The sequence below is a fragment of the Paeniglutamicibacter sp. Y32M11 genome (genome assembly GCF_019285735.1).
In the GTDB taxonomy this organism is placed as follows: domain Bacteria; phylum Actinomycetota; class Actinomycetes; order Actinomycetales; family Micrococcaceae; genus Paeniglutamicibacter.
The window spans coordinates 2,763,894-2,785,981 of the sequence record NZ_CP079107.1; the positions used below are offsets into that span (position 1 = coordinate 2,763,894).

General features: G+C 59.7%; 28 protein-coding genes. 4 read left to right on the forward strand and 24 right to left on the reverse strand.

Going from position 1 to position 22,088, the window contains the following annotated elements:
• Positions 1-84: 84 nt before the first annotated feature.
• Positions 85-1,956, forward strand: coding sequence for a glutamine--fructose-6-phosphate transaminase (isomerizing) (glmS, locus tag KUF55_RS12150; protein WP_168151229.1), 1,872 nt, complete (start codon positions 85-87; stop codon positions 1,954-1,956).
• Positions 1,957-2,034: 78 nt separating this feature from the next.
• Here glmS and KUF55_RS12155 read toward each other — a convergent pair whose 3' ends face one another.
• Positions 2,035-2,616: a DinB family protein gene (locus KUF55_RS12155; protein WP_218816795.1), complete on the reverse strand. Its 582-nt coding sequence runs from the start codon at positions 2,614-2,616 to the stop codon at positions 2,035-2,037.
• A gap of 109 nt (positions 2,617-2,725) precedes the next feature.
• Between KUF55_RS12155 and KUF55_RS12160 the strand changes: the two genes are divergently transcribed.
• Positions 2,726-3,076, forward strand: a complete 351-nt coding sequence (locus tag KUF55_RS12160; protein WP_132358623.1) for a holo-ACP synthase — start codon at positions 2,726-2,728, stop codon at positions 3,074-3,076.
• On the forward strand, positions 3,063-4,685 hold the full coding sequence (locus KUF55_RS12165; protein WP_218816796.1) for an NAD(P)H-hydrate dehydratase: 1,623 nt from the start codon (positions 3,063-3,065) through the stop codon (positions 4,683-4,685). Before KUF55_RS12160 ends, KUF55_RS12165 begins: the two co-directional genes overlap by 14 nt.
• A gap of 118 nt (positions 4,686-4,803) precedes the next feature.
• Here the strand turns inward: KUF55_RS12165 and KUF55_RS12170 are convergent, their stop codons facing one another.
• The 4 genes from KUF55_RS12170 to rplM form a co-directional block, all read right to left on the reverse strand.
• Complete coding sequence (locus tag KUF55_RS12170) at positions 4,804-6,147, reverse strand: UDP-glucose/GDP-mannose dehydrogenase family protein (RefSeq protein ID WP_132358627.1); 1,344 nt, start codon at positions 6,145-6,147, stop codon at positions 4,804-4,806.
• Positions 6,148-6,287: 140 nt separating this feature from the next.
• A complete protein-coding gene (gene glmM / locus KUF55_RS12175; protein WP_168151224.1) occupies positions 6,288-7,634 on the reverse strand; it encodes a phosphoglucosamine mutase in 1,347 nt (448 codons plus the stop codon).
• Positions 7,635-7,814: 180 nt separating this feature from the next.
• On the reverse strand, positions 7,815-8,315 hold the full coding sequence (gene rpsI, locus KUF55_RS12180) for a 30S ribosomal protein S9 (protein WP_168151223.1): 501 nt from the start codon (positions 8,313-8,315) through the stop codon (positions 7,815-7,817).
• Between the two features lie 36 nt (positions 8,316-8,351).
• Entirely contained in the window at positions 8,352-8,795 is a 444-nt protein-coding gene (gene rplM / locus KUF55_RS12185) for a 50S ribosomal protein L13 (protein ID WP_132358632.1), read from the reverse strand.
• A gap of 469 nt (positions 8,796-9,264) precedes the next feature.
• Here rplM and KUF55_RS12190 point away from each other — a divergent pair, with 469 nt between their 5' ends.
• Entirely contained in the window at positions 9,265-10,056 is a 792-nt protein-coding gene (locus KUF55_RS12190) for an SGNH/GDSL hydrolase family protein (RefSeq protein WP_218816797.1), read from the forward strand.
• Positions 10,057-10,179: 123 nt separating this feature from the next.
• On the opposite strand, the gene truA is transcribed toward KUF55_RS12190, so the two are convergent.
• The 19 genes from truA to rplN form a co-directional block, all read right to left on the reverse strand.
• Entirely contained in the window at positions 10,180-11,133 is a 954-nt protein-coding gene (gene truA / locus KUF55_RS12195) for a tRNA pseudouridine(38-40) synthase TruA (protein ID WP_218816798.1), read from the reverse strand.
• Positions 11,134-11,305: 172 nt separating this feature from the next.
• Positions 11,306-11,818, reverse strand: a complete 513-nt coding sequence (gene rplQ, locus KUF55_RS12200) for a 50S ribosomal protein L17 (protein WP_132358637.1) — start codon at positions 11,816-11,818, stop codon at positions 11,306-11,308.
• Between the two features lie 95 nt (positions 11,819-11,913).
• Complete coding sequence (locus KUF55_RS12205) at positions 11,914-12,921, reverse strand: DNA-directed RNA polymerase subunit alpha (protein ID WP_132358639.1); 1,008 nt, start codon at positions 12,919-12,921, stop codon at positions 11,914-11,916.
• A gap of 171 nt (positions 12,922-13,092) precedes the next feature.
• Positions 13,093-13,494 (reverse strand): 30S ribosomal protein S11, encoded by a 402-nt coding sequence (gene rpsK, locus KUF55_RS12210; protein WP_132358640.1) that lies wholly within the window; start codon positions 13,492-13,494, stop codon positions 13,093-13,095.
• 42 nt (positions 13,495-13,536) lie between these two features.
• Positions 13,537-13,911, reverse strand: coding sequence for a 30S ribosomal protein S13 (rpsM, locus tag KUF55_RS12215; protein WP_132358642.1), 375 nt, complete (start codon positions 13,909-13,911; stop codon positions 13,537-13,539).
• Between the two features lie 147 nt (positions 13,912-14,058).
• Positions 14,059-14,172 (reverse strand): 50S ribosomal protein L36, encoded by a 114-nt coding sequence (gene rpmJ, locus KUF55_RS12220; protein ID WP_071894985.1) that lies wholly within the window; start codon positions 14,170-14,172, stop codon positions 14,059-14,061.
• Positions 14,173-14,256: 84 nt separating this feature from the next.
• Positions 14,257-14,478: a translation initiation factor IF-1 gene (gene infA / locus KUF55_RS12225; RefSeq protein ID WP_068731548.1), complete on the reverse strand. Its 222-nt coding sequence runs from the start codon at positions 14,476-14,478 to the stop codon at positions 14,257-14,259.
• 233 nt (positions 14,479-14,711) lie between these two features.
• Positions 14,712-15,542: a type I methionyl aminopeptidase gene (gene map, locus KUF55_RS12230; RefSeq protein WP_132358644.1), complete on the reverse strand. Its 831-nt coding sequence runs from the start codon at positions 15,540-15,542 to the stop codon at positions 14,712-14,714.
• A 109-nt stretch (positions 15,543-15,651) separates the two neighbouring features.
• Positions 15,652-16,224, reverse strand: coding sequence for an adenylate kinase (locus KUF55_RS12235; RefSeq protein ID WP_132358646.1), 573 nt, complete (start codon positions 16,222-16,224; stop codon positions 15,652-15,654).
• Positions 16,221-17,525, reverse strand: a complete 1,305-nt coding sequence (gene secY, locus KUF55_RS12240) for a preprotein translocase subunit SecY (RefSeq protein ID WP_132358648.1) — start codon at positions 17,523-17,525, stop codon at positions 16,221-16,223. Before secY ends, KUF55_RS12235 begins: the two co-directional genes overlap by 4 nt.
• Positions 17,526-17,812: 287 nt before the next feature.
• Entirely contained in the window at positions 17,813-18,268 is a 456-nt protein-coding gene (gene rplO / locus KUF55_RS12245; RefSeq protein WP_132358650.1) for a 50S ribosomal protein L15, read from the reverse strand.
• Between the two features lie 2 nt (positions 18,269-18,270).
• Positions 18,271-18,477, reverse strand: a complete 207-nt coding sequence (gene rpmD, locus KUF55_RS12250; protein ID WP_132358652.1) for a 50S ribosomal protein L30 — start codon at positions 18,475-18,477, stop codon at positions 18,271-18,273.
• A gap of 2 nt (positions 18,478-18,479) precedes the next feature.
• Positions 18,480-19,187, reverse strand: coding sequence for a 30S ribosomal protein S5 (gene rpsE, locus KUF55_RS12255; RefSeq protein ID WP_132358654.1), 708 nt, complete (start codon positions 19,185-19,187; stop codon positions 18,480-18,482).
• The gene (gene rplR / locus KUF55_RS12260) at positions 19,184-19,555 is read right to left on the reverse strand and encodes a 50S ribosomal protein L18 (protein ID WP_132358656.1); all 372 of its coding nucleotides are present in this window, start codon (positions 19,553-19,555) and stop codon (positions 19,184-19,186) included. Before rplR ends, rpsE begins: the two co-directional genes overlap by 4 nt.
• Before the next feature lie 2 nt (positions 19,556-19,557).
• On the reverse strand, positions 19,558-20,094 hold the full coding sequence (rplF, locus tag KUF55_RS12265) for a 50S ribosomal protein L6 (protein WP_132358658.1): 537 nt from the start codon (positions 20,092-20,094) through the stop codon (positions 19,558-19,560).
• Positions 20,095-20,115: 21 nt separating this feature from the next.
• On the reverse strand, positions 20,116-20,514 hold the full coding sequence (gene rpsH, locus KUF55_RS12270) for a 30S ribosomal protein S8 (RefSeq protein ID WP_007271041.1): 399 nt from the start codon (positions 20,512-20,514) through the stop codon (positions 20,116-20,118).
• Positions 20,515-20,576: 62 nt separating this feature from the next.
• Positions 20,577-21,146 (reverse strand): 50S ribosomal protein L5, encoded by a 570-nt coding sequence (rplE, locus tag KUF55_RS12275; RefSeq protein WP_132358660.1) that lies wholly within the window; start codon positions 21,144-21,146, stop codon positions 20,577-20,579.
• Positions 21,146-21,490: a 50S ribosomal protein L24 gene (gene rplX, locus KUF55_RS12280; RefSeq protein WP_132358662.1), complete on the reverse strand. Its 345-nt coding sequence runs from the start codon at positions 21,488-21,490 to the stop codon at positions 21,146-21,148. Before rplX ends, rplE begins: the two co-directional genes overlap by 1 nt.
• Positions 21,491-21,492: 2 nt before the next feature.
• The gene (gene rplN, locus KUF55_RS12285; RefSeq protein WP_071212943.1) at positions 21,493-21,861 is read right to left on the reverse strand and encodes a 50S ribosomal protein L14; all 369 of its coding nucleotides are present in this window, start codon (positions 21,859-21,861) and stop codon (positions 21,493-21,495) included.
• Positions 21,862-22,088 lie beyond the last annotated feature (227 nt).

Genomic DNA, 22,088 nt, shown 5'->3' on the forward strand with positions numbered 1-22,088 from the left:
GCGTGGTTATACCCACATGTCTTTTTAAGCTATCAGCGGGGCAAATGCACCCTGTACATCCCGGGGCACGGTAATCTTTTCCTCATGTGTGGAATCGTTGGATACGTAGGTAATGCTGGCCGAGCAGCCAATCATGGTGCGCTCGATGTGATTCTTGAGGGACTGCGACGCCTCGAGTATCGCGGATACGACTCGGCCGGACTTGCCGTTGTCACCGATGCGGGAATCAGTTCGCGCAAGAAGGCGGGCAAGCTCGTCAACCTTGTCGACTCGTTGGAAGCAGATGCTCTGCCGGCATCACTGACCGGAATTGGCCACACTCGTTGGGCCACCCACGGCGGCCCAACCGATGGCAATGCTCACCCTCACCTGGCCGATGAAGGCAACCTCGCGTTGATTCACAACGGCATCATCGAAAACTTTGCCGAGCTCAAGGGCAAGCTGCGCGCAGACGGCGTCGAATTCCTTTCCGAGACTGACACCGAAGTTGCAGCAGCACTGCTCGGATCCGTCTACCGCGGCGAAGGCGCCGGTGACCTCACCCGCTCCATGGAGCTCACCGCCCGCCAACTTGAGGGTGCCTTCACCCTGCTGGCCGTCCACGCCGAGCACCCCGGCGTCGTTGTAGCCGCCCGCCGTAACTCCCCGTTGGTATTGGGACTGGGCGACGGCGAGAACTTCTTGGGTTCCGACGTGTCGGGCTTCATCGACTTCACCCGCCGCGCCGTAGAACTGGGCCAGGACCAGATCGTCACGATCACCCCGGATTCCCACACCATCACCGACTTCGCCGGCAACCCGGCCGAAGGCAAAGAATTCACCGTTGATTGGGACGCTGCCAGCGCCGAAAAGGGCGGCTTTGGTTCCTTCATGGAGAAGGAAATCTTCGACCAGCCAGCCGCAGTTGCCGACACCCTGCTGGGTCGCTCGGACGCCTTCGGACGCCTGACCCTTGATGAACTACGCATCTCCCCCGAGGAACTGGCAGCAGTCACCAAGATTGTTGTGCTCGCTTGCGGTACTTCCGCCTATGCGGGTTCGGTAGCCAAGTACGCCATCGAAAACTGGTGCCGTATCCCGGTCGAGGTCGAGTTGAGCCACGAATTCCGTTACCGCGATCCGATCGTGGATGCCAATACCCTGATCGTTTCCATCTCCCAGTCGGGCGAAACCATGGATACTCTCATGGCAGTGCGTTACGCCAAGGAGCAGGGCGCGAAGACTCTGGCCATCTGCAACACCAACGGCTCCACCATCCCGCGTGAATCCGATGCCGTGCTCTACACCCACGCCGGACCAGAAATTGCCGTCGCTTCCACCAAGGCATTCCTGGCCCAGATCACCGCCACCTACCTGTTGGGCCTGTACCTGGCTCAGTTGCGTGGCAACCTGTTCTCCGGACAGATCAAGGACATCCTGGCCGATCTTGGTAAGATCCCGGCCAAGATCCAGGACATTCTGGACCGCAGCGAAGAGATCAAGTCGCTGGCACGCTCGATGAAGGACAACGAGTCGGTGCTCTTCCTGGGCCGCCACGTGGGCTACCCCGTCGCTATGGAAGGCGCGCTGAAGCTCAAGGAAATCGCTTACATTCACGCGGAAGGCTTTGCCGCTGGCGAGCTGAAGCACGGTCCGATCGCCCTGATCGAGCAGGATCTTCCGGTCTTCGTGGTGGTTCCATCACCGCGCGGCCGCGACTCGTTGCACTCCAAGGTGGTTTCCAACATCCAGGAAGTGCGCGCCCGTGGCGCCAAGACCTTGGTCATTGCGGAAGAAGGCGATGAGTCGGTTCGCGATTACGCGTCGTTCGTCTTCTACGTCCCGGAGACTCCGGTGTTGTTGATGCCGCTGCTGTCCACCGTTCCGTTGCAGCTCTTCGCCTGCGAACTGGCCTCGGCCAAAGGTCTTGACGTTGATCAGCCGCGTAACCTGGCCAAATCGGTCACCGTCGAGTAAATCAACGGTTTTTTTCTTCGCGTCATCACCGTGTGGTGCAGGAGCTTCCCCATGGGGCGGCACCTGCACCATCGGTGCTTAACGCCCGTTTTGGCTCAACGCGTCCTTGTGGATACCCTGCAGGAATTGTGCCTGCGCGAGGTGCGCCGTCACCTCGCCTAATATGCTGACCAAGCGCGCCAGGGCCGTCACCGGTGGATTCCAGCGCCGGTCAATGACCGTATCAAGGTCCTGCTCGGTGAGGCGGTCAAGGACGCTCAACGTCAGGTGATGGACGTCCTGGTGATAACCGAGTAGGTATTCACCGTCGTACATCCCGAAGTCCGCCACGGCGTCACTGTTCTGCCCATACCCGGTTTCCATTAACGGGTAGGACAGATTAAACGTGGTGGCCCAACCCTTTGCAACCCAACACTGCTCGAGTGATTCCTCCGGGCCAAGGCTCAGGGCCAGATGCGTGAAGTGGTCATCCTGGACTCGACTCAGGTGCCAGATCAGCCAGGCCATCGAGTTGCTATTGGCACTGGCCCGGAATCGGAGCATTCGCGGTTCGGCCGCTTCCAAGAGTTCTTCTAGGCCCTCGTGCGCGCGAGAAAATCCGTCCCGCAGCAGGTCTATGGCTTGCGATTCGCCCTCGGTTGGCCGGTCTGTGCTGCCCATGATTCACGGTTCCTTCCACCGCCTACCGGGTGCAAGCGGTGCCAAGAAGCATACGCCCCATTTATCCGGTGGGATCGGGCGCTGCACCACGCGAGCTAAACTCGAAGGCATGATCGTGGGAATTGGTGTTGATGTTGTTCAGGTGTCGAGGTTCAAGGCGCAGTTGGAGCGGACCCCCGCCCTCCTAGAACGGCTTTTTGTCCCGGATGAGCGCGATCTACACGTGCGCTCCCTCGCTGCACGTTTTGCGGCCAAGGAAGCCATCGCCAAGGCCCTTGGCGCACCGGCCGGGATGAACTGGCAACACTGCACCATCAAGAAGGACGCTGCGGGTGACCCCTATGTGGTCCTCGACGGTTCGGTTGCCGAGGCCGCCGAGGCCAAGGGCGTGATGCACTGGCATCTGTCGATGAGTCACGATGGGGACCTAGCCACCGCCATGGTGGTTGCCGAACGTTAAGAACACCTCGGTTCCGGCGCGAAGCGCCGCTGCTGACCTGCAGGAATTTGCGCTCACGGTTGGGTATTCTGAACGTATGATCCCCGTCTATGCAGGTTCCCACGTTCGAGATGCCGAGACCGCACAGCTCAAGGATGCAAACGACACCACATTGATGCGTCTGGCCGCCGACGCGCTGGCACATCAAGCCGTGTTGATGCTCAAGAGCGATGGCGGACGTCTCTACGGCGCCCGGGTGCTGGGCCTGATCGGACCGGGAAACAATGGTGGGGATGGACTCTTTGCTCTGGCCGCACTGGCCAAGCGCGGGGTACGTGCCACTGCCGTACTGCTCGCCCCTCAGGCGCATGCTCAGGGCCTTGCTGCGCTTGTGCGCTCCGGAGGACGCACGACGACCGCCAAGCACCTAGACGAGCTCCTGATGGATACCGACTTGGTCGTTGATGCCCTCTACGGCACCGGATTACGCCCCGGCGCCGAGCTACCAAAAATCCCGAGCCGGGTGCGGGTACTGGCCGCCGACATCCCCAGCGGCGTGGATGCAAACACCGGAGCAGCAGCTCCCAGCGTGATTCGCGCGGATCGCACCGTATGCTTCGGCGCCCTGAAGACCGGTCTGGTGGTGGGCTCCGGGCATCTGGTCTCCGGAAGCATCCACATCACCGATGCAGGGCTAACGGATCACCTGCCGAAACCCGATGCCTGGGTGGTGCAGGGCGATGATCTAGAGCTTTTGTTGGATCGTGATCAGAGTTGGGCAGCGGCCGGCGCACACAAGTATCAGCGTGGCGTGTTGGGGCTGCTGGCGGGATCCGCGAAATATCCCGGTGCTGCGGTACTCACCGCCCGCGCCGCGGTCGCCAGCGGCCTCGGTCTGCTGCGCACCGTGGTCCCGGAAGCGGTCGCCACGGCACTGACCACACAGGTCCCCGAATCTGTCCCGCTGAACACCGAAGAGCTCACCGCCCTGCTGGCGCGAAACCGCCGCAACGGACGTGCCGGAGCGACGCGCATTTCGGCATGGGCCATCGGCCCGGGTCTGGTTGACAACCCCGAGACGCGTCAGTACTTGGACCAGATCCTCGCCGCCAACAATCCGTGTGTGCTTGATGCTGGTGCCCTGGCGATGCTGGAGCCGGGCGAACACCACCAATTACGCATTCTTACCCCGCATGCCGGGGAGCTGCACTCGCTGCTGGCTAAGGCCGGCGTCAGGGTCAGCGCAACCGACATCGCCACCGACCCGATCCGTTGGGCCCGCTGGGCGGCGGTGGCCTATGACTGTGTCATCTTGCTCAAGGGTTCGGCCACCATTTGCACCGCGCCCGACGGCTACGCGCTCATCGTCCATGCCGCGACCCCGGATTTGGCCACGGCCGGCAGTGGGGACGTGCTCACCGGGATCCTGGGCACGCTGCTCTCGGCTGCCTCCTTCCCGTCGGAGACCGGAGCCGACCCAGTGACCCAGAGTCACCGCCTGACCGAGTTGGCCGCAGCGGGGGCGCTCATCCACGCGCATGCCGGTGCCCTGGCCGCGGCCGAGGGCACACTCAGTGCCGTAGATCTTCTGCAGGAACTCCCCCGTGCCGCTCGCCAGCTAGGGCTCTAAGCCAGCAATGCGCTACGTCAAGACAAGATAAGAAAAGACGAGGCAAGGGGCCAGTTCATGGAACTGGCCCCTTGCCTCGTCGTGGGGTACTGCCGGGACTGGTTCGTCAGCTCGTGTCCTAGAGCTGGCCGTCCAGCGGAGCGTAGTGCTGGCCCATGCCCACCAGTTCCCACCCGGCGGCTTCCCAGACAGAACGGTTGAGCACATTGCGTCCGTCGATGATCTTGCGCGCACCGACCAGGGGCTCCAGGTCCGCTGGCAGCAGGGTCTTGAACTCATCCCATTCGGTCAAAAGCAGGACCAGGTCCGCATCCCGCACCGCCGCGGCAAGATCCGGGGCATAGTTCAGGCGCGGGAAGCGGGAGGCGGCGTTGGTATTGCCCTGAGGGTCATACACCGACACCTCGGCTCCAGCGTTAAACAGCCGGACGGCGATATCCAGTGCCGGTGAATCGCGCACGTCATCGGAATCCGGTTTGAAGGTGACACCCAGAACCGCAATCTGTGCCCCGGCCAACTGGTCCTTGAGCATGGTCCGTGCCAGGCGCACCACGCGTTCGCGCCGGCGCAGGTTGATCTCATCGACTTCGGCCAGAAAACCCATGGTGTGTGTCAGCCCGAGTTCGCTGGTGCGTGCCTGCAAGGCTCGGATGTCCTTGGGCAAGCAGCCGCCGCCGAAGCCCACCCCGGCGTTGAGGAATTTTCGCCCGATGCGGGCATCGTAACCCAGTGCATCTGCCAGTACGGTGATGTCACCTCCGATGGTCTCGGTGACCTCGGCGAAGGAGTTGATGAAGGAGATCTTGGTGGCCAAGAACGCGTTGGCAGCGACCTTCACCAGTTCAGCCGTTTCGAAGTCGGTGACAATCAGCGGCGTGTTGGCCTCGAGGGCTTGGGCGTAGACGACGCGTAGGGTCTCTTCGCTGTGTGCATCGGTGCAGCCAATGACCAAACGGTCAGGGGACATGGTGTCCTTCACGGCGAAGCCCTCACGGAGGAACTCGGGATTCCAAGCCAACGAAATCTGTGCGTCGGGGTGTGCGTGGGTGCCAATGATTGACTCAAGGCGCCGCGCTGTTCCCACCGGCACGGTTGACTTGCCCACGATCAGTGCCTTGCCCCTGATTCTGCTGGCCAGTTCGGTGACCGATGCATCAACAAAACGCATGTCGGCCCCGTGGCCGTCGGCGCGTTGCGGGGTTCCGACGCCGATGAAATGAACATCGGCCCAGGAGGCAACCTCGTCGTAGTCGGTCGTGAAGCGCAGCCGACCGGACGCAACGTGCTTTTCCAGCAGCCGATCAAGACCGGGTTCATGGAAGGGCAATTTTCCGGCCGAAAGGGCCTTGATCTTGGCCGGATCAACGTCCACGCCGATGACCTCAAAGCCCAATTCCGCCATGCAGGCAGCGTGTGTAACACCGAGGTAGCCGGTGCCCACCACCGAAATCTTTAAGCTCATAATCCCCGAGTACACCCTTCAAGAATGGTGGGGTCACGGCGTCGTGGCCGTAACCCTTAGGACAAACACCACCGAGTCTAGAAGCAGCTTCCGCTTGGCGCCGTTTCTAGACTCGGTGTGTTGTACAGCTGGTGTGGAATTTAGAGTGCGAGTTCCTGCGAAACAACTTCGGCCAGCGATGTGGCCAGGGCCTGCGCTACGTCGTGCGAGGTGGCTTCCACCATCACGCGAACCACCGGTTCGGTGCCCGAGGGGCGCAACAGTACGCGCCCGCTCTCACCCAGTGCTGCTTCGGCCGCGCCAATCGCGGAATTGAGCACCGCGTTCTGCGGTGCTGCAGCCTTGTTGACGCCCTTCACGTTGATCAGTACCTGTGGCAGCACGGTCATCGCGCTGGCAAGTTCTTTTAGCGTTTTGCCCGTCGCCTTGACGCGTGCGGCAATGAGCAGGCCCGTCAGAACGCCGTCGCCGGTGGTGGCGTGATCGGCAAAGATCACGTGGCCGGACTGTTCTCCACCGAGGTTGAAGGCGCCTTCGCGCATGCCCGCTAGAACGTAGCGGTCTCCGACGCCGGTTTCCTTGACGGTAACTCCTGCTTCACGCATCGCGATTTTCAAGCCCAGGTTACTCATCACCGTGGCGACCAAGGTGTTGTCCTTCAGGATGCCGCGTTCCTTCATGTCGGTGGCCATGATCGCCATGATCTGGTCACCATCCACGATGTTTCCTTCGTGGTCAACGGCCAGGCAACGATCGGCGTCGCCGTCGTGGGCGATGCCTAGGTCGGCACCGTTATCCAATACTGCCGCCTGCAGACGTTCGAGGTGGGTGGATCCGTAGCCGTCGTTGATGTTGATTCCATCGGGCTCTGCGCCGATGACCACCAGCTGGGCACCGGCTGCGTTGAAGACCTCCGGTGAGCAACCGCTGGCCGCACCATGGGCGCAGTCAAGGACAATTTTCAGCCCCTCCAGACGGTTAGGCAGCGCCTGCAACAGGTGCATCACGTACCTGTCCTCGGCATCGGCGAAGCGGGAAATTCGTCCCACATCCCCACCGACCGGGCGGTATACGGGCTTCTCCAGCTGGGCCTCGATCGCATCCTCAAGAGCGTCGTCAAGCTTCTTGCCACCACGGGCCAGGAACTTGATGCCGTTATCGGGTGCGGCGTTGTGCGAAGCCGAAATCATGACGCCAAAGTCGGCACCAAGATCCGCTACCAGGTATGCGGCTGCAGGGGTCGGCAAAGTGCCGGCGTCGTGGACGTCTACGCCCGAAGCCGCCAGGCCCGCCTCAATTGCAGCGGAAATAAAGTCGCCGCTGATCCGAGGATCTTTGGCCACCACCGCCACGGGCCTGCGCCCATCGTCTATTTGTTCATGACCCAGTACCACCGCGGCGGCCTGTGAAAGCGCCATCGCCAGCTCGGGGGTCAGAAGTTCGTTTGCTTTTCCGCGGACACCATCGGTCCCAAATAACCTTGCCATCGTGTTCCATCATAGGGCCACAGACACAAACTTATGGGAAGTGTCGCCCTAATCAAGGCACTTTCGCACAGTGATTTGCCATACCGTCTCCCAAACGACGCATCGGCCGTTAACGAGCGAAGGGCCCCGACACGAATGTCGAGACCCTTCGGTACTGGGCAAAAGCCCAGCGCAAGCGATTTAGCGCTTGGAGAACTGCGAAGCCTTACGAGCCTTCTTGAGACCAGCCTTCTTACGCTCGATGACGCGAGCGTCACGAGTCAAGTAGCCGGCCTTCTTGAGGGCCGCACGGTTGTTGTCGCGGTCGATTTCGTTCAGCGAGCGAGCAATACCCAAACGCAGTGCACCGGCCTGGCCCGAGGGGCCACCGCCGTGGATGCGAGCGATAACGTCGTAAGCGCCATCGAGTTCGAGCAGCTTGAACGGCTCGTTAACATCCTGCTGGTGCAGCTTGTTCGGGAAGTAGTTTTCCAGCGTGCGACCGTTCAAGGTCCACTGGCCGGTACCCGGAACGATGCGAACGCGGGCGATTGCCTGCTTGCGACGGCCAACGGCTGCGCCGGGCACGGTCAGTGCCGGACGTTCCTTGACAACAACGGCCTCGGCCGGTGCGGACTCCGAGGTGTACGAGGCCGGAGCTTCGGCCTCTGTTTCGATGATCTCTTCAGTGTTCTGAGCCACGATTATCTCCTAATGTCTTTTTCTCGGGGCCCAGCGCTACTGCGCGACCTGGGTGATTTCGAAGGCAGCCGGCTGCTGTGCAGCGTGCGGGTGCTCTGCACCGCGGTATACCTTCAACTTGGACAGCTGGTCTGCGGCCAGCGAGTTCTTCGGAAGCATGCCCTTGATGGCCTTCTCCACTGCCTGAACCGGGTTCTTTTCAAGAAGCTCGGCGTAGGTAACGGACTTCAGGCCGCCCGGGAAACCCGAGTGGCGGTAAGCGCGCTTGTTTTCGAGCTTGGCGCCGGTGAGGGCAACCTTCTCGGCGTTGATGATGATGACGTGATCGCCCATGTCCATGTGGGGGGCGAAGGTAGCCTTGTGCTTGCCGCGCAGCAGGGTTGCGGCCTGGACGGCGAGGCGACCAAGTACAACGTCGGTGGCATCAATGATGTGCCACTGGCGGGTCTGGTCAGCCGGCTTTGGAGTGAACGTACGCACTGTAATTGCCTTTGTTTTATTGGTTACTGGTCAAGCACAGTTCCAAACAGGGGCTGTGAGATCCACTGTCGTCCGTGTGCTGTGTTCGATGCGCTGTAACCAGTTCGCCAGGTGAGGACTGAAAAGACCGGCCGTCCATGAATGTTCGCAATCCCAGCAGACCAGTGGCTCTGCAACTGAGCCGTCACGCGGAGAAGGTTGTGTCGAACAAAGGACACGCACAACAGCCCATAGTCTATCGGATTAACCCCGGCACTACCAAAGCGAGGACCGTGACCCTGCCAACAGATGACATTTAGGGGCCGGGCCGAGCACTAACCACCGGACAAGGGGTCAGCCAATTGGTCGGCACGAGTCCTTGAGGAGGGGATCTCGAGATCTTGTAACACCCTCCGCCTCTCTCCCCCAGAGAGCCCGGGTGACGGTATCGCTAGACTGTGAATATTTTCGGTGGTCTACAGGGGGAATCGTGCACCAGAAGATCCGTGAGCCCCTCGGCTCGGGAACGACCAAGATCATCGGGGTAATCGTGCTGGTCTTGAGTCTGGTGCTGCTCGGTGTGTTCGTGATTGACAGCAACTCCCCCGGACCCACCGGAATATTACACGCTGACGGTTCATCATCCCCCGGCTCGACCGCGGCTCCACCACCTGCCACGAAGGACTCATCAACTCCCACGGTCGCATTCATCGGAGATTCCTACACCGCCGGAGCTGGCGCGTCACCCGGACATACGTGGCCGGAGCTTCTCGCGCTGAGCCGCGGGTGGGATTCGTATAGATCTTTTGCTCACGGCGGCACGGGGTATGCGACCTCCGTGAGGGAAAATGCCACTCGTGTGTGCGGGCTTGATGTCTGCCCCAGTTACGTTGAGGTACTTCCCGCCGTCATCGAGTATGCACCAACGCTGGTTATTGTCTCGGGCGGACGCAACGACACCGGAAAGACACTGGATCAGGTGGCGCTCGGTGCCAGCACCCTTTTTGAATCCTTGGTGCTGGCGCTACCAGAATCGAAGATCATGGTCACGAGTCCGATCTGGGATGCTCGACAACCGCCGGCAACGTTGGAAGGAATTTCGCGCGTTGTTCGTCGGGCCGCCGAAAATTCAAACGTTTACTATCTGGATCTAGACCAACCGTTTGCCGGACGGCCGGAGCTCATCACCGGCGATCTGGTTCACCCCAATGATCAAGGTTATGAGCTGTTGTCCGATGCCGTATCCCGTGGATTGAGTGAAGCGGGATCCCCCGGACGCTGAAGCAATCAGAACACAACAACTCTTAGGGTTAAATGGTGCGTACGACCGCCCAGAAAAACCACCTTCAGATGATCGTCGGCATCCAGCGTGTCCAGCGCGTCCAGAATGAGCAGGCCAGGAGGCCTAACGGCCGTGAGTGCCCGATTGGGGTTGAACGGTACTCACGTCGTGTGGCTTGCGCCGGGTTCGAGTGAGTTCTGCACGACGGGCGATTTCATGCGCATCGACGGGATAGGCAATTTCTTCGAGAACCAAGGCCCGTGGCTCGGCCAAAATGATCCGCGAGTCGCGCACGGCCTCGGCAAGCCGGATGGCTACCCAGCCCGGTGCTTCACGACCGTCACCCACCTTGAGGCAGCCGCCGATCACGGCCCTGACCATATTGTGGCAAAAGGCATCGGCCTTGAGGTGAGCGACGATGATGCCCTGAGCATCACGTACAAATTCAAACTCCGTCAGCGTGCGGATGGTCGTGGCGTGTTCACGCGGCTTGCAAAAGGACAGAAAATCATGACGGCCCAGGAGGCTTGCGGCTTCGGCGTTCATCAGCTCGAGGTCGAGTTTTGCCTTGTGGAACATGGTGAAGGCCCGAGTCAACGGATCAAAGCGATCCGGACCGTCTGCGATGCGATAGGAATAGCGGCGCCACAACGCAGAAAAACGCGCATCAAATCCTTGTGGAGCAAGCCAAACGTCGTGAACCTGAATGGCTCCGCCTTCACGGCTGAGCAGACCCCGCAGGCGGCGCAGCAGCGCCTGGCCCGGTTCAAGATCAGCACCGCGAGCAAGTGAAGCTACTTCGGTTTCCGTCAGATCAAAGTGCGCGATTTGGTTCCGGGCATGCACGCCGGCATCGGTGCGACCGGCAACGACAGTGCGGATACTTCGCCGCAACATGAGAGCCAGACCGTCTTCCAGCACTGCCTGCACGGTGGGCAGCCCGGGCTGCAGCGCCCACCCGTTGTAGGCGGTTCCGTCGTAACCGAACCTCATGCACAGACGAACCATGGCAGGTTCGGTGGCGCTGCCCCGCGGCGCCAGGCCGGGATGCTGAACGTCGGTGGTGGAAGTATTCATCGTGCGATCCTCATTCGGTTACTGCCCGGACGATTAAGTCTATGGGTCCTCCCCCGCGCGTTGAAACCGGCAAAACACGGGATTCGACGGGGGAAATGTGAGCAGTTAAACCATTGGCCCGGTGCATAAGTGCACCGGGCCAATGATTCAGCTATTGCTGACGAGACAAGGACTAAGCCTTGTTCTCCTCTGCGGCTTCGGTCTCTACGACCTCTGCGGTTTCGGTTGCTTCGGTCTCAACGACCTCTTCAACCGGAGCAGCCACTGCGGCAGCCTTTTCGGCTTCCTTCACAACGGCCTGCTTCGGGGAAACCGGCTCCATTACCAATTCAATAACAGCCATCGGAGCGTTGTCGCCCTTACGGTTGCCGATCTTGGTGATGCGAGTGTAGCCACCCGGGCGCTCGGCCATGAGCGGTGCGATGTTCTCGAACAGCTCGTGAACGATCGACTTGTTGGTGCGGCTGCGTGAGGCAATAACTGCCTGTACGCGGCGACGTGACGCCAGGTCTCCGCGCTTAGCGAAGGTGATCAGGCGTTCTGCGTGCGGACGAAGGCGCTTGGCCTTGGTCAGCGTGGTGGTGATGGATTTGTTCTCGAACAGCTGCGCGGACAGGTTCGCGAGCATCAAACGCTCGTGAGCTGCGCTGCCGCCGAGACGCGGACCCTTGGGAGGGGTAGGCATGGTGTTCTCCTAGTATGGTGGCCTTTGTGCCCGCTACCCGGGAAGGGTCCCGGGCACAAAGGTTTTAAGTTCTGTAGCTGGTGGAGTCCGAAGTCTTAGACTTCGTCGTCACCGTAAACGTCATCGTCGCCGATGGCTGCGGCACGTGCTGCAAGATCGAAGCCTGGAGGGGAATCCTTCAGAGCCAGACCCAAATCGATCAGCTTCGCCTTGACCTCATCAATGGACTTCGCACCGAAGTTACGAATGTCCATCAGGTCGGCCTCGGAGCGAGCTACGAGTTCACCCACGGAGTGGATGCCCTCACGCTTGAGGCAGTTGTACGAACGAACTGTCAATTCGAGGTCTTCAATCGGCAACGCCATGTCAGCTGCGAGGGCGGCGTCCGTCGGGGACGGGCCGATCTCGATGCCTTCAGCGGCGGTGTTCAGCTCACGTGCCAGGCCGAACAGTTCAACCAGGGTGGTGCCAGCGGATGCAACTGCATCGCGCGGGAGCATCGAATCCTTGGTCTCAACATCGACGATGAGCTTGTCAAAGTCGGTGCGCTGTTCAACACGGGTGGCCTCCACACGGAAGGTCACCTTCAGAACCGGCGAGTAAATCGAATCCACAGGGATGCGACCAATTTCGGCGTCCACGTTCTTGTTCTGCGCTGCAGAAACATAGCCGCGGCCACGTTCGATGGTCAGTTCCATATCGAACTTGCCCTTCGCGTTCAAAGTCGCGATGTGCAGATCCGGGTTGTGGAATTCCACGCCGGCCGGCGGGGTGATGTCGGCCGCGGTAACGACGCCAGGACCCTGCTTGCGCAGGTAGGCGACGACCGGTTCGTCATGTTCGGAGGAAACCGAGAGGTTCTTAATGTTAAGAATCAGCTCGGTGACATCTTCCTTGACGCCGGCCACGGTGGTGAACTCGTGCAGTACTCCGTCGATCCGAACACTGGTGACAGCTGCACCAGGGATGGAGGACAGGAGGGTACGGCGAAGCGAGTTACCCAAGGTGTAACCGAAGCCAGGCTCCAGAGGTTCAATGACGAACCGGGAGCGATTCTCCGCTACGACTTCTTCGGTCAGGGTGGGGCGCTGTGCAATAAGCACTTACATTTCCTTTCAGCGCGCGTCCGCTATATGACGCAACACAGGGGGTGGAAACGACGTAAGCCTCGTCGGCGTTCGTCTGGTTCGGTCTGGCTTGCCGTGGCGATCATGCCGCCGCGCCCAACTCCCTTACGGAAGAAAGACGCGGCGGCAAGAAAGCCAGACAGTCAATTAGACGCGGCGACGCTTTGAGGGGCGGCAACCGTTGTGTGCGCTTGGGGAAACGTCCTGAATGGACCCAACCTCCAGGCCAGCGGCCTGCAGCGAGCGGATCGCGGTTTCGCGTCCCGAGCCCGGGCCCTTGACGAAAACGTCAACCTTGCGAAGTCCGTGTTCCTGTGCGCGCTTTGCAGCAGCCTCGGCGGCCATCTGTGCAGCGTACGGGGTGGACTTACGCGAACCCTTGAAGCCAACCTCGCCGGCCGAGGCCCACGAGATTACAGCACCATTGGGATCCGTGATGGAAATAATGGTGTTATTGAAGGTGCTCTTAATGTGCGCCTGGCCGAGCGGGATATTCTTTTTGTCCTTGCGACGCGGCTTGCGGACCGCTCCACGAGTCTTGGGGGGCATGCTTACTCCTACGAGAAATTTGGCTTAGTGACGCCGCTAGATTTAGCGGGTCTTCTTCTTACCGGCAACGGTGCGCTTCGGGCCCTTACGGGTACGTGCGTTCGTCTTGGTGCGCTGTCCGCGGACCGGCAGGCCCTTGCGGTGGCGAATGCCTTCGTAGGAGCCGATTTCAACCTTGCGGCGAATGTCAGCTGCCACTTCACGACGGAGGTCGCCCTCAACCTTGAAGCTTCCTTCAATGAAGTCACGCAGCTGAACCAGCTCAGCGTCGGTCAGATCCTTCACGCGAGTATCCGGGCTGATCCCGGTCTCGGCGATGGTCTGTTCTGCACGGGTCTTGCCCACGCCGTAGATGTAGGTGAGCGCAATGATCACGCGCTTTTCGCGCGGGATGTCTACGCCAGCTAGACGAGCCATATGCTGTCTACCTTTCGATATGCGGAGGTCTAAAACAGTACATTCCCGGTAATCCCGGTCCACGGCCTCCGTGCCGTGGGTATGCATCGCGCGGTGGATGCTGTACTGCCAATTTCATTACTACGCGCAGGGGTTCCCGTGAGGGAATTAGCCCTGACGCTGCTTATGGCGTGGGTTTTCGCAGATCACCATGACTCGACCATTACGTCGAATCACCTTGCACTTATCGCAGATCGGCTTCACGCTAGGGTTAACCTTCACGGCTTACTCCTTTTGCGGTTGCGGTTTCAGTGGAGCGTAAATATCTTTGTCGCCCTTCCAAAAGGAAGGATGAACAAAAAGTCTTTACTTGTAGCGGTAAACGATACGTCCGCGGTTGAGGTCATACGGACTGAGCTCAACCACTACGCGATCCTCTGGGAGGATTCGAATGTAGTGCTGACGCATCTTTCCCGAGATAGTTGCAAGTACAACGTGCCCGTTGGGCAGCTCAACACGGAACATCGCGTTGGGCAGAGCCTCTGACACAGTGCCTTCTACCTCGATGACACCCTCTTTCTTGGCCATATCCTCCGCTAACTTTTGTTGTCGGCAACATTTTGTCACAGACAGATTTATGGACTTGGCTCTCATTCCGAGAAGCACCCTAGGCGTGAGCTTTTGGGCACCAAGGAACAGACAACCAACAGTCAAGCCTACGCGGTAGAGGGCTTAAAGGGAAATCAGTACGAGCAACTTGTTTTGTTAGGTTGCGCACAGAGTTTCCGTTTGCCTCCGGCGCGCACGCCGAAGAAGAAAGGCTAGGGCTGAAGAGGACTGGGAACGACTCCGAAGGGCGCCAAACCGGCGACTCCCCCGTCGTGGGCCGTAAGGACCCAGATGCCACCCATGTGCACTGCTACGGTGTGCTCCCATTGCGATGCACGGGCACCGTCAACCGTGACAACCGTCCAGTCGTCGGCCAAAACCTTCGTTTCGAGACCGCCGCGCACCAGCATCGGTTCGATGGCCAGGCACATACCAGGCTTCACACGGGCACCACGGTGTCCCGTGCGATAGTTCAGCACATCCGGAGCCATATGCATCTCCGTGCCAATTCCGTGGCCCACGTAGTCCTCGAGGATGCCCAGGGGTGCGCCAGGCACGCCTGAGACGAAGTCATCGATGGCGTCACCGATCTGGCCAACGAAGCGAGCCTCGGCCAGCGCAGCGATGCCGCGCCACATGGCTTCTTCTGTGACGTCAGAGAGTCGCTGATCTTCCGGTGCCGGGGTACCGAGAATGACGGTGCGTGCCGAGTCGGCGTGCCATCCTTCGATGACGGCTCCGCCGTCAATCTTCAGTACGTCGCCATCCTTCAGGACATAGTCGCTGGGGAAGCCGTGGACAACCTCTTCGTTAACCGAGGCGCAGATGGTGGCCGGGAAGCCGTGGTAACCCTTGAAGTTGCTGATGGCGCCGTGACGCTCGAGCACGGCAGCGAACACCGAATCGACATGGGCGGTGGTGACTCCAATTTGAGCAGCGGCAACGGCCTCGTCCAGGGCCTCAGCCAGCACCAGACCGGCCGCTCGCATCTTCAGGATCTGACCGTTGGTCTTGTATTCAATTTTTCGTTGGCCTAAAGCCATGGTGGTTGTCCCTTTCAAAAAGACGGTACTACTGGCCATTATCGCAAAAAACCGCGGGGATGATGGCACTGGTGTGCCTCTCCCCGCGGTTCATGCTGACCGATGTGATCTATACGTTCTGACCCAGCGCATCCATGACACGATTGGTAACTTCGTCGATTTCGCCGATGCCATCGACCAGACGCACGATGCCGCGCTCCTGATAGCGGTTGACAACCACTGCGGTTTCTTCGTGGTACAGACCCAGACGGTGACGGATGACTTCTTCGTTGTCATCTGCACGGCCTTCGATTTCCGCACGCTTGAGCAACCGGGCGACGAGCTCGTCGTCATCGGCGGTCAGCTGCAGCACGGCGTCAAGCTCAACGCCGGCGTCGGCCAGAATCGAATCCAACTCGTCGACCTGTGCGCTGGTGCGCGGGTAGCCGTCCAGGAGGAAGCCGTCCTTGACGTCATCCTGAGCCAGGCGGTCGCGGACCATCGAGTTGGTAACCGAGTCGGGAACGAAGTTCCCGGCGTCGATGTACTTCTTCGCCTCAACACCCAGCGGGGTGCCGCCCTTGACGTTGGCGCGGAAGATGTCGCCGGTGGAGATGGCCACAACATTGAGTCGTTCGGAAATGCGGTCCGCCTGAGTGCCTTTGCCGGCGCCGGGAGGTCCAATGATCAACAGTCTTGTCATCGCAGAAGTCCTTCGTAGTGTCGCTGCTGCATTTGTGCGTTGATTTGCTTGACAGTCTCAAGACCCACACCAACCATGATGAGGATCGAGGTGCCACCAAATGGGAAGTTCTGATCGGCGTTGATCAGCACGAAGGCGATCAACGGGATCAGAGCCACGAAGGCCAAGTAAATGGCTCCGGGGAAGGTGATGCGGCTCAGTACGTATTCGAGGTACTCGGCCGTGGGGCGTCCGGCGCGGATGCCCGGGATGAAACCGCCGTACTGCTTCATGTTGTCGCTAACCTCAACGGGGTTAAACGTGATGGCAACGTAGAAGTAGGTGAAGCCGACGATCAGCAGGGCGTAGGCCACCATGTACAGCGGGGATGAGCCGGAGAAGTGAGTCTGGATCCACAGCGCCCAATCGGGCAGTGTTCCATCGGTCCGGGTATTGAATGAGACCAGCATGTTCGGCAATGCCAGCATGGAGGATGCGAAGATCACCGGGATCACGCCGGCCATGTTGACCTTGATCGGGATGTAGGTGGATGTGCCACCCACGGTACGACGTCCAATCATGCGTTTGGCATACTGCACCGGAATGCGTCGCTGGGACTGCTCAACGAAGACCACCAACGCGATGACCGCAAAGCCGATCAGGATGACGCCGATAAATACGCCCCAGCCCTGAGAGGTGGCGATGGCGCCCATGGCCGAGGGGAAGCCCGAGGCGATGGAGGTGAAGATCAACAGCGACATACCGTTGCCGACGCCACGTTCGGTGGCCAGCTCGCCCATCCACATGATCAGGCCGGTGCCCGCGGTGAGGGAGAGAATCATCAGAACGATGACCCAGATGCTGTCATCGGGGACAACCGGTAGCTGGCAGGAGGGGAAAAGCATCCCACTGCGGGCCAGTGATACCAACGTGGTTGCCTGGAGTAAACCAAGTGCAATGGTGAGGTACCGGGTGTACTGGGTCAGGATGGCCTGTCCCGACTGGCCTTCCTTGTGCAGCTCCTCGAAACGAGGGATCACCACGCGCAAGAGCTGGATGATGATCGACGCCGTGATGTACGGCATGATGCCCATGGCAAAGATGGAGACCTGCAACAGGGCACCGCCACTGAACAGGTTGACGAACTGATACAGTCCGCCGGCGGTATTTCCCGCGGCAAGACACTGCTGAACGTTTGAATAGTCCACACCGGGTGCGGGGATATACACACCGAGACGGTAGATCGCAATAATGGCGAGCGTGAACAACAACTTGCGTCGCAGGTCAGGCGTCCGGAATACCCGGGCAATGGCGCTGAACAAGCGTCCTCCTGATTGGTGGTGGCCGGGGGTACCCGGGGGGTTGACCTATCGATTCTAGCCCGTGGTGTGCGTTACTCGCCAAATGCGCCGCGGCAAATGGGTTAAATAACGCCGCTCATCGATATTTATAGCGGCCGAACTCCCCCGCGTTTCGCGGATTCCATGAAAGAATCCGCGACGAATACAAGAAGTTTACGCGGAAAGAAAAAGGGGTGTCCCCGGTGAATCCGCTATGCGAATTCACCGGGTCCACCCCTTTTTACTAGATGATCAAAAGACCAACTAGCTTAGAGCTCTACTGCAGAACCGCCGGCTGCGACGATCTTTTCCGCTGCGGAGGATGAGAAGGCGTTGACCTTGACATCGACCTTGACGGTCAGTTCGCCGGAACCAAGGACCTTGACGGGCTCGTTCTTGCGAACTGCACCCTTCGCGATCAGTGCCTCAACGGTGACGTCGCCACCCTCGGGGAACAGTTCCGAGATCTTGTCCAGGTTTACAACCTGGAACTCGACGCGGAACGGGTTCTTGAAGCCGCGAAGCTTCGGAAGGCGCATGTGCAGCGGCAACTGGCCACCGGCGAAGCCGGCCTTGACCTGGTAGCGCGCCTTGGTGCCCTTCATACCGCGACCAGCGGTCTTACCCTTGGAACCTTCGCCACGACCCACACGAGTCTTGGCTTTCTTGGAACCTTCGGCTGGACGCAGGTGGTGTACCTTCAGTGCGTTTTCTTTTTCAGCCATGATTACTTCGCCTCCTCAACCTTTACGAGGTGCGGAACCGTGTTGATCATGCCAACGGTCACGGCATCGGCGGTACGAAACACGGTGTGTCCGATGCGCTTCAGGCCGAGCGAGCGAAGGGTATCGCGCTGGTTCTGCTTGCCACCAATGGTGGACTTGATCTGGGTGATTGCCAGCTTAGCGTCGCTAGGGACAAAGTTCTTCGCCACTATTACGCACCTGCCTTCTGGTTTTGGATGTTGCGAAGCATCTGAGGCGACACAACTTCGTCCAACGGCAGACCACGGCGGGCTGCAACTGCTGCAGGCTCTTCAAGAGCCTTCAGTGCTGCAACGGTGCCGCGAACAATGTTGATCTGGTTGGTCGAGCCCATGGACTTCGACAGAACATCTTGGATGCCAGCGCATTCCAGTACGGCGCGAACCGGACCGCCGGCGATAACGCCGGTACCCGGCGATGCCGGACGAAGCAGGACAACGCCTGCAGCGGCTTCACCCTGCACCAGGTGCGGGATGGTGGTGCCGATGCGCGGAACGCGGAAGAAGGACTTCTTGGCTTCTTCAACGCCCTTAGCGATTGCTGCCGGAACTTCCTTGGCCTTGCCGTAGCCGACGCCAACGAGACCGTTGCCATCGCCAACGACGACGAGAGCGGTGAAGCTGAAGCGACGACCACCCTTGACGACCTTGGATACGCGGTTGATAGCTACAACGCGCTCAAGGAACTTGTCCTTGTCTTCGTTGCGGCTGTCCTTTGAATCGCGGCCACGGCCACGACCCTCGCCACGTCCACGGCCTTCGCCGCCACGTCCACGGCCTTCGCCGCGAGCAGCGCCAGCCTTGTCAGCGGCAGGAGCAGCCGAGGCTGCCTCAGTAGCTTCAGACACCTGAGTTTCCTTCTTGTTAGTTGCTTCGCTCACAGTGCCAGCCCACCTTCGCGTGCACCGTCAGCAACAGCAGCCACGCGACCGTGGTACCTGTTACCGCCGCGGTCGAAGACCACGGACTCGATGCCTGCAGCCTTGGCGCGCTCGGCAACGAGCTCACCAACGCGCTTAGCCTTGGCGGACTTGTCGCCGTCGAAGCCACGAAGATCGGCTTCCATCGTCGACGCGTAAGCAACGGTGATGCCCTTGCTGTCGTCAACGATCTGAACGAAGATGTGTCGTGCCGAGCGGTTGACGACCAGGCGCGGACGCACCTCGGTGCCGGTGATGCGCTTACGAACACGCAGGTGACGACGGCCGCGTGCGGCTGCCTTACTCTTACCCTTGATTCCGAGAGCCATGGTTACTTACCAGCCTTTCCGACCTTGCGGCGGATGATTTCGCCAGCGTACCGAACACCCTTGCCCTTGTACGGGTCAGGCTTGCGGAGGCTGCGGATGTTGGCGGAAACTTCGCCAACCTGCTGCTTGTTGATACCCGAAACGGTGATCTTGTTGTTACCCTCAACCGCGAAGGCAATGCCCTCAGGAGCGGAGATAACAACCGGGTGCGAGAAGCCAAGAGCGAACTCGAGGTTCGTGCCCTTCGCTGCAACGCGGTAACCGGTACCGTGGATTTCGAGCTTCTTTTCGTAGCCTGCAGTGACACCGATGATCATGTTTTCGATCAGGGTACGGGTCAAGCCGTGCAACGAACGCGAATCGCGCTCGTCGTTCGGGCGTGACACGGTCACAGTGTTCTCTTCGAGAGCAACAGTGATCGGGCTTGCTACGGTGATGTTCAGTTCGCCCTTGGCGCCCTTGACAGCGACAACGTCGCCATCAATCTTGAGCTCAACGCCGGCAGGAACAGTGATCGGAAGACGTCCAATACGTGACATGGTTTCTTTCTCCCTTTCCCGTTACCAGACGTAGGCGAGGACTTCCCCACCTACACCCTTCTTGGCTGCCTGGCGGTCAGTAAGCAGACCGGAGGACGTGGACAAGATTGCAATGCCGAGTCCACCAAGGACATGCGGCAAGTTGGTGGACTTTGCGTATACACGCAGGCCCGGCTTTGAAATACGGCGAACGCCAGCGATTGAACGCTCGCGGCTCGGGCCGAACTTCAGGGTGATGGTCAGCTTTTTGCCGACCTCTGCTGCTTCCTCAACGAACGAGGCAATGTAGCCCTGTTCCTTCAGGATCTGGGCAACGCGTACCTTGAGCTTGCTCGACGGCATGGAAACCGTGTCGTGGTAAGCCGAGTTGGCGTTGCGCAGACGAGTCAGCATATCTGCGACAGGATCTGTCATTGTCATGTGGGCTTCTGCCCTTCCTCGCTACGGTTTCCGCGCAAGCGCGGACCTGTAACGTAGTTGATCTAGTTGGCGGTCTTGAACGGGAAGCCCAGTGCCTTGAGCAAGGCACGACCTTCGTCGTCGGTCTTCGCGGTGGTCACTACGGTGATGTCCATGCCGCGTACGCGGTCAATGGAATCAACATCGATTTCGTGGAACATTGACTGTTCCGTGAGACCGAAGGTGTAGTTGCCGTTGCCGTCGAACTGCTTCGGGCTCAGGCCACGGAAGTCACGGATACGCGGCAGAGCCAGCGTAACCAAACGGTCCACGAATTCCCACATGCGATCTCCGCGCAGGGTGGCGTGGGTACCAATCGGCATGCCTTCGCGCAGTTTGAACTGTGCGATCGACTTGCGTGCCTTGGTTACCAACGGCTTCTGGCCGGTGATGGCGGTGAGGTCGCGAACTGCGCCTTCGATGAGCTTGGAGTCTTTGGCGGCTTCGCCGACACCCATGTTCACAACTACCTTTACCAAGCCCGGAACCTGCATCGGGTTTGAGTAGTTGAATTCGCTCTTCAAGGTTTCGCGGATTTCGGCGTTGTACTTGGCCTTCAGGCGGGGCTGGATGTTCACAGCTGCTTCAGTCATTACAGTGCCTTTCCGGAAGACTTGGAGAAACGAACACGGACGGTCTTGGACACGCCGTTCTTCTCCACGGTTTCCTCGCGGAAGCCAACGCGAGTCGGCTTCTTGGTTTCCGGGTCAACGATCGCAACATTCGAGATGTGCATCGGGGCCTCAACGACCTCAATACCACCCGTCGTGGTGCCACGCTCGGTCTGACCAGCCTTGGTGTGCTTGGTGACGCGGTTAACGCCCTCAACAAGAACGCGCTGTGCTGCGGGGAAAACCTTCAGCACCTTGCCCTGCTTGTTGCGGTCGGAACCGGTGATGACCTGAACGAGGTCACCCTTCTTAATCTTTGCACCCATGGTTACAGTACCTCCGGAGCCAGGGAAACGATCTTCATGAACTTCTTATCGCGAAGTTCACGACCCACCGGACCGAAAATACGGGTACCGCGGGGCTCACCGTCAGCCTTAAGGATGACAGCTGCGTTCTCGTCGAACTTGATGTAAGAACCGTCGACGCGTCGACGTTCCTTCTTGGTGCGAACGATGACAGCCTTGACGACGTCACCCTTCTTTACGTTTCCGCCCGGGATTGCATCCTTGACGGTGGCGACGATTACGTCGCCGATGCCTGCATAGCGACGGCCAGAGCCACCGAGAACACGAATGGTAAGGATTTCCTTAGCACCGGTGTTGTCGGCAACCTTCAGTCGCGATTCCTGCTGAATCACTTTTTACTCCTGTCGTCTCGCTGGTTCTCCTAGGGAGCCTTGCGGAACGGATATGGTCCATCTCAGCTTCTGCTTACCCCCACCTCCAAACACAATGTTCACAACACACGAATGCGCAATAACACGATGCTGGGGAAGCAGGGCCGAGGCTTAGGCTCAGAGCTATGCCGCACAACCTTCTGGGCCCGTAAAAAACCCTCCGGCTGCACTATGCGTGATGCAGGAGG

Coding starts and splice junctions, on each gene's coding strand:
- glmS (WP_168151229.1), top strand. CDS start 85: ATGTGTGGAATCGTTGGATACGTAGGTAATGCTGGCCGAGCAGCCAAT.
- KUF55_RS12155 (WP_218816795.1), bottom strand. CDS start 2,616: ATGGGCAGCACAGACCGGCCAACCGAGGGCGAATCGCAAGCCATAGAC.
- KUF55_RS12160 (WP_132358623.1), top strand. CDS start 2,726: ATGATCGTGGGAATTGGTGTTGATGTTGTTCAGGTGTCGAGGTTCAAG.
- KUF55_RS12170 (WP_132358627.1), bottom strand. CDS start 6,147: ATGAGCTTAAAGATTTCGGTGGTGGGCACCGGCTACCTCGGTGTTACA.
- glmM (WP_168151224.1), bottom strand. CDS start 7,634: ATGGCAAGGTTATTTGGGACCGATGGTGTCCGCGGAAAAGCAAACGAA.
- truA (WP_218816798.1), bottom strand. CDS start 11,133: ATGAATACTTCCACCACCGACGTTCAGCATCCCGGCCTGGCGCCGCGG.
- rplQ (WP_132358637.1), bottom strand. CDS start 11,818: ATGCCTACCCCTCCCAAGGGTCCGCGTCTCGGCGGCAGCGCAGCTCAC.
- rpsK (WP_132358640.1), bottom strand. CDS start 13,494: ATGCCCCCCAAGACTCGTGGAGCGGTCCGCAAGCCGCGTCGCAAGGAC.
- rpsM (WP_132358642.1), bottom strand. CDS start 13,911: ATGGCTCGTCTAGCTGGCGTAGACATCCCGCGCGAAAAGCGCGTGATC.
- infA (WP_068731548.1), bottom strand. CDS start 14,478: ATGGCCAAGAAAGAGGGTGTCATCGAGGTAGAAGGCACTGTGTCAGAG.
- map (WP_132358644.1), bottom strand. CDS start 15,542: ATGGCTTTAGGCCAACGAAAAATTGAATACAAGACCAACGGTCAGATC.
- KUF55_RS12235 (WP_132358646.1), bottom strand. CDS start 16,224: ATGACAAGACTGTTGATCATTGGACCTCCCGGCGCCGGCAAAGGCACT.
- rplO (WP_132358650.1), bottom strand. CDS start 18,268: ATGGCTGAAAAAGAAAACGCACTGAAGGTACACCACCTGCGTCCAGCC.
- rplR (WP_132358656.1), bottom strand. CDS start 19,555: ATGGCTCTCGGAATCAAGGGTAAGAGTAAGGCAGCCGCACGCGGCCGT.
- rplF (WP_132358658.1), bottom strand. CDS start 20,094: ATGTCACGTATTGGACGTCTTCCGATCACTGTTCCTGCCGGCGTTGAG.
- rpsH (WP_007271041.1), bottom strand. CDS start 20,514: ATGACAATGACAGATCCTGTCGCAGATATGCTGACTCGTCTGCGCAAC.
- rplE (WP_132358660.1), bottom strand. CDS start 21,146: ATGACTGAAGCAGCTGTGAACATCCAGCCCCGCCTGAAGGCCAAGTAC.
- rplX (WP_132358662.1), bottom strand. CDS start 21,490: ATGGGTGCAAAGATTAAGAAGGGTGACCTCGTTCAGGTCATCACCGGT.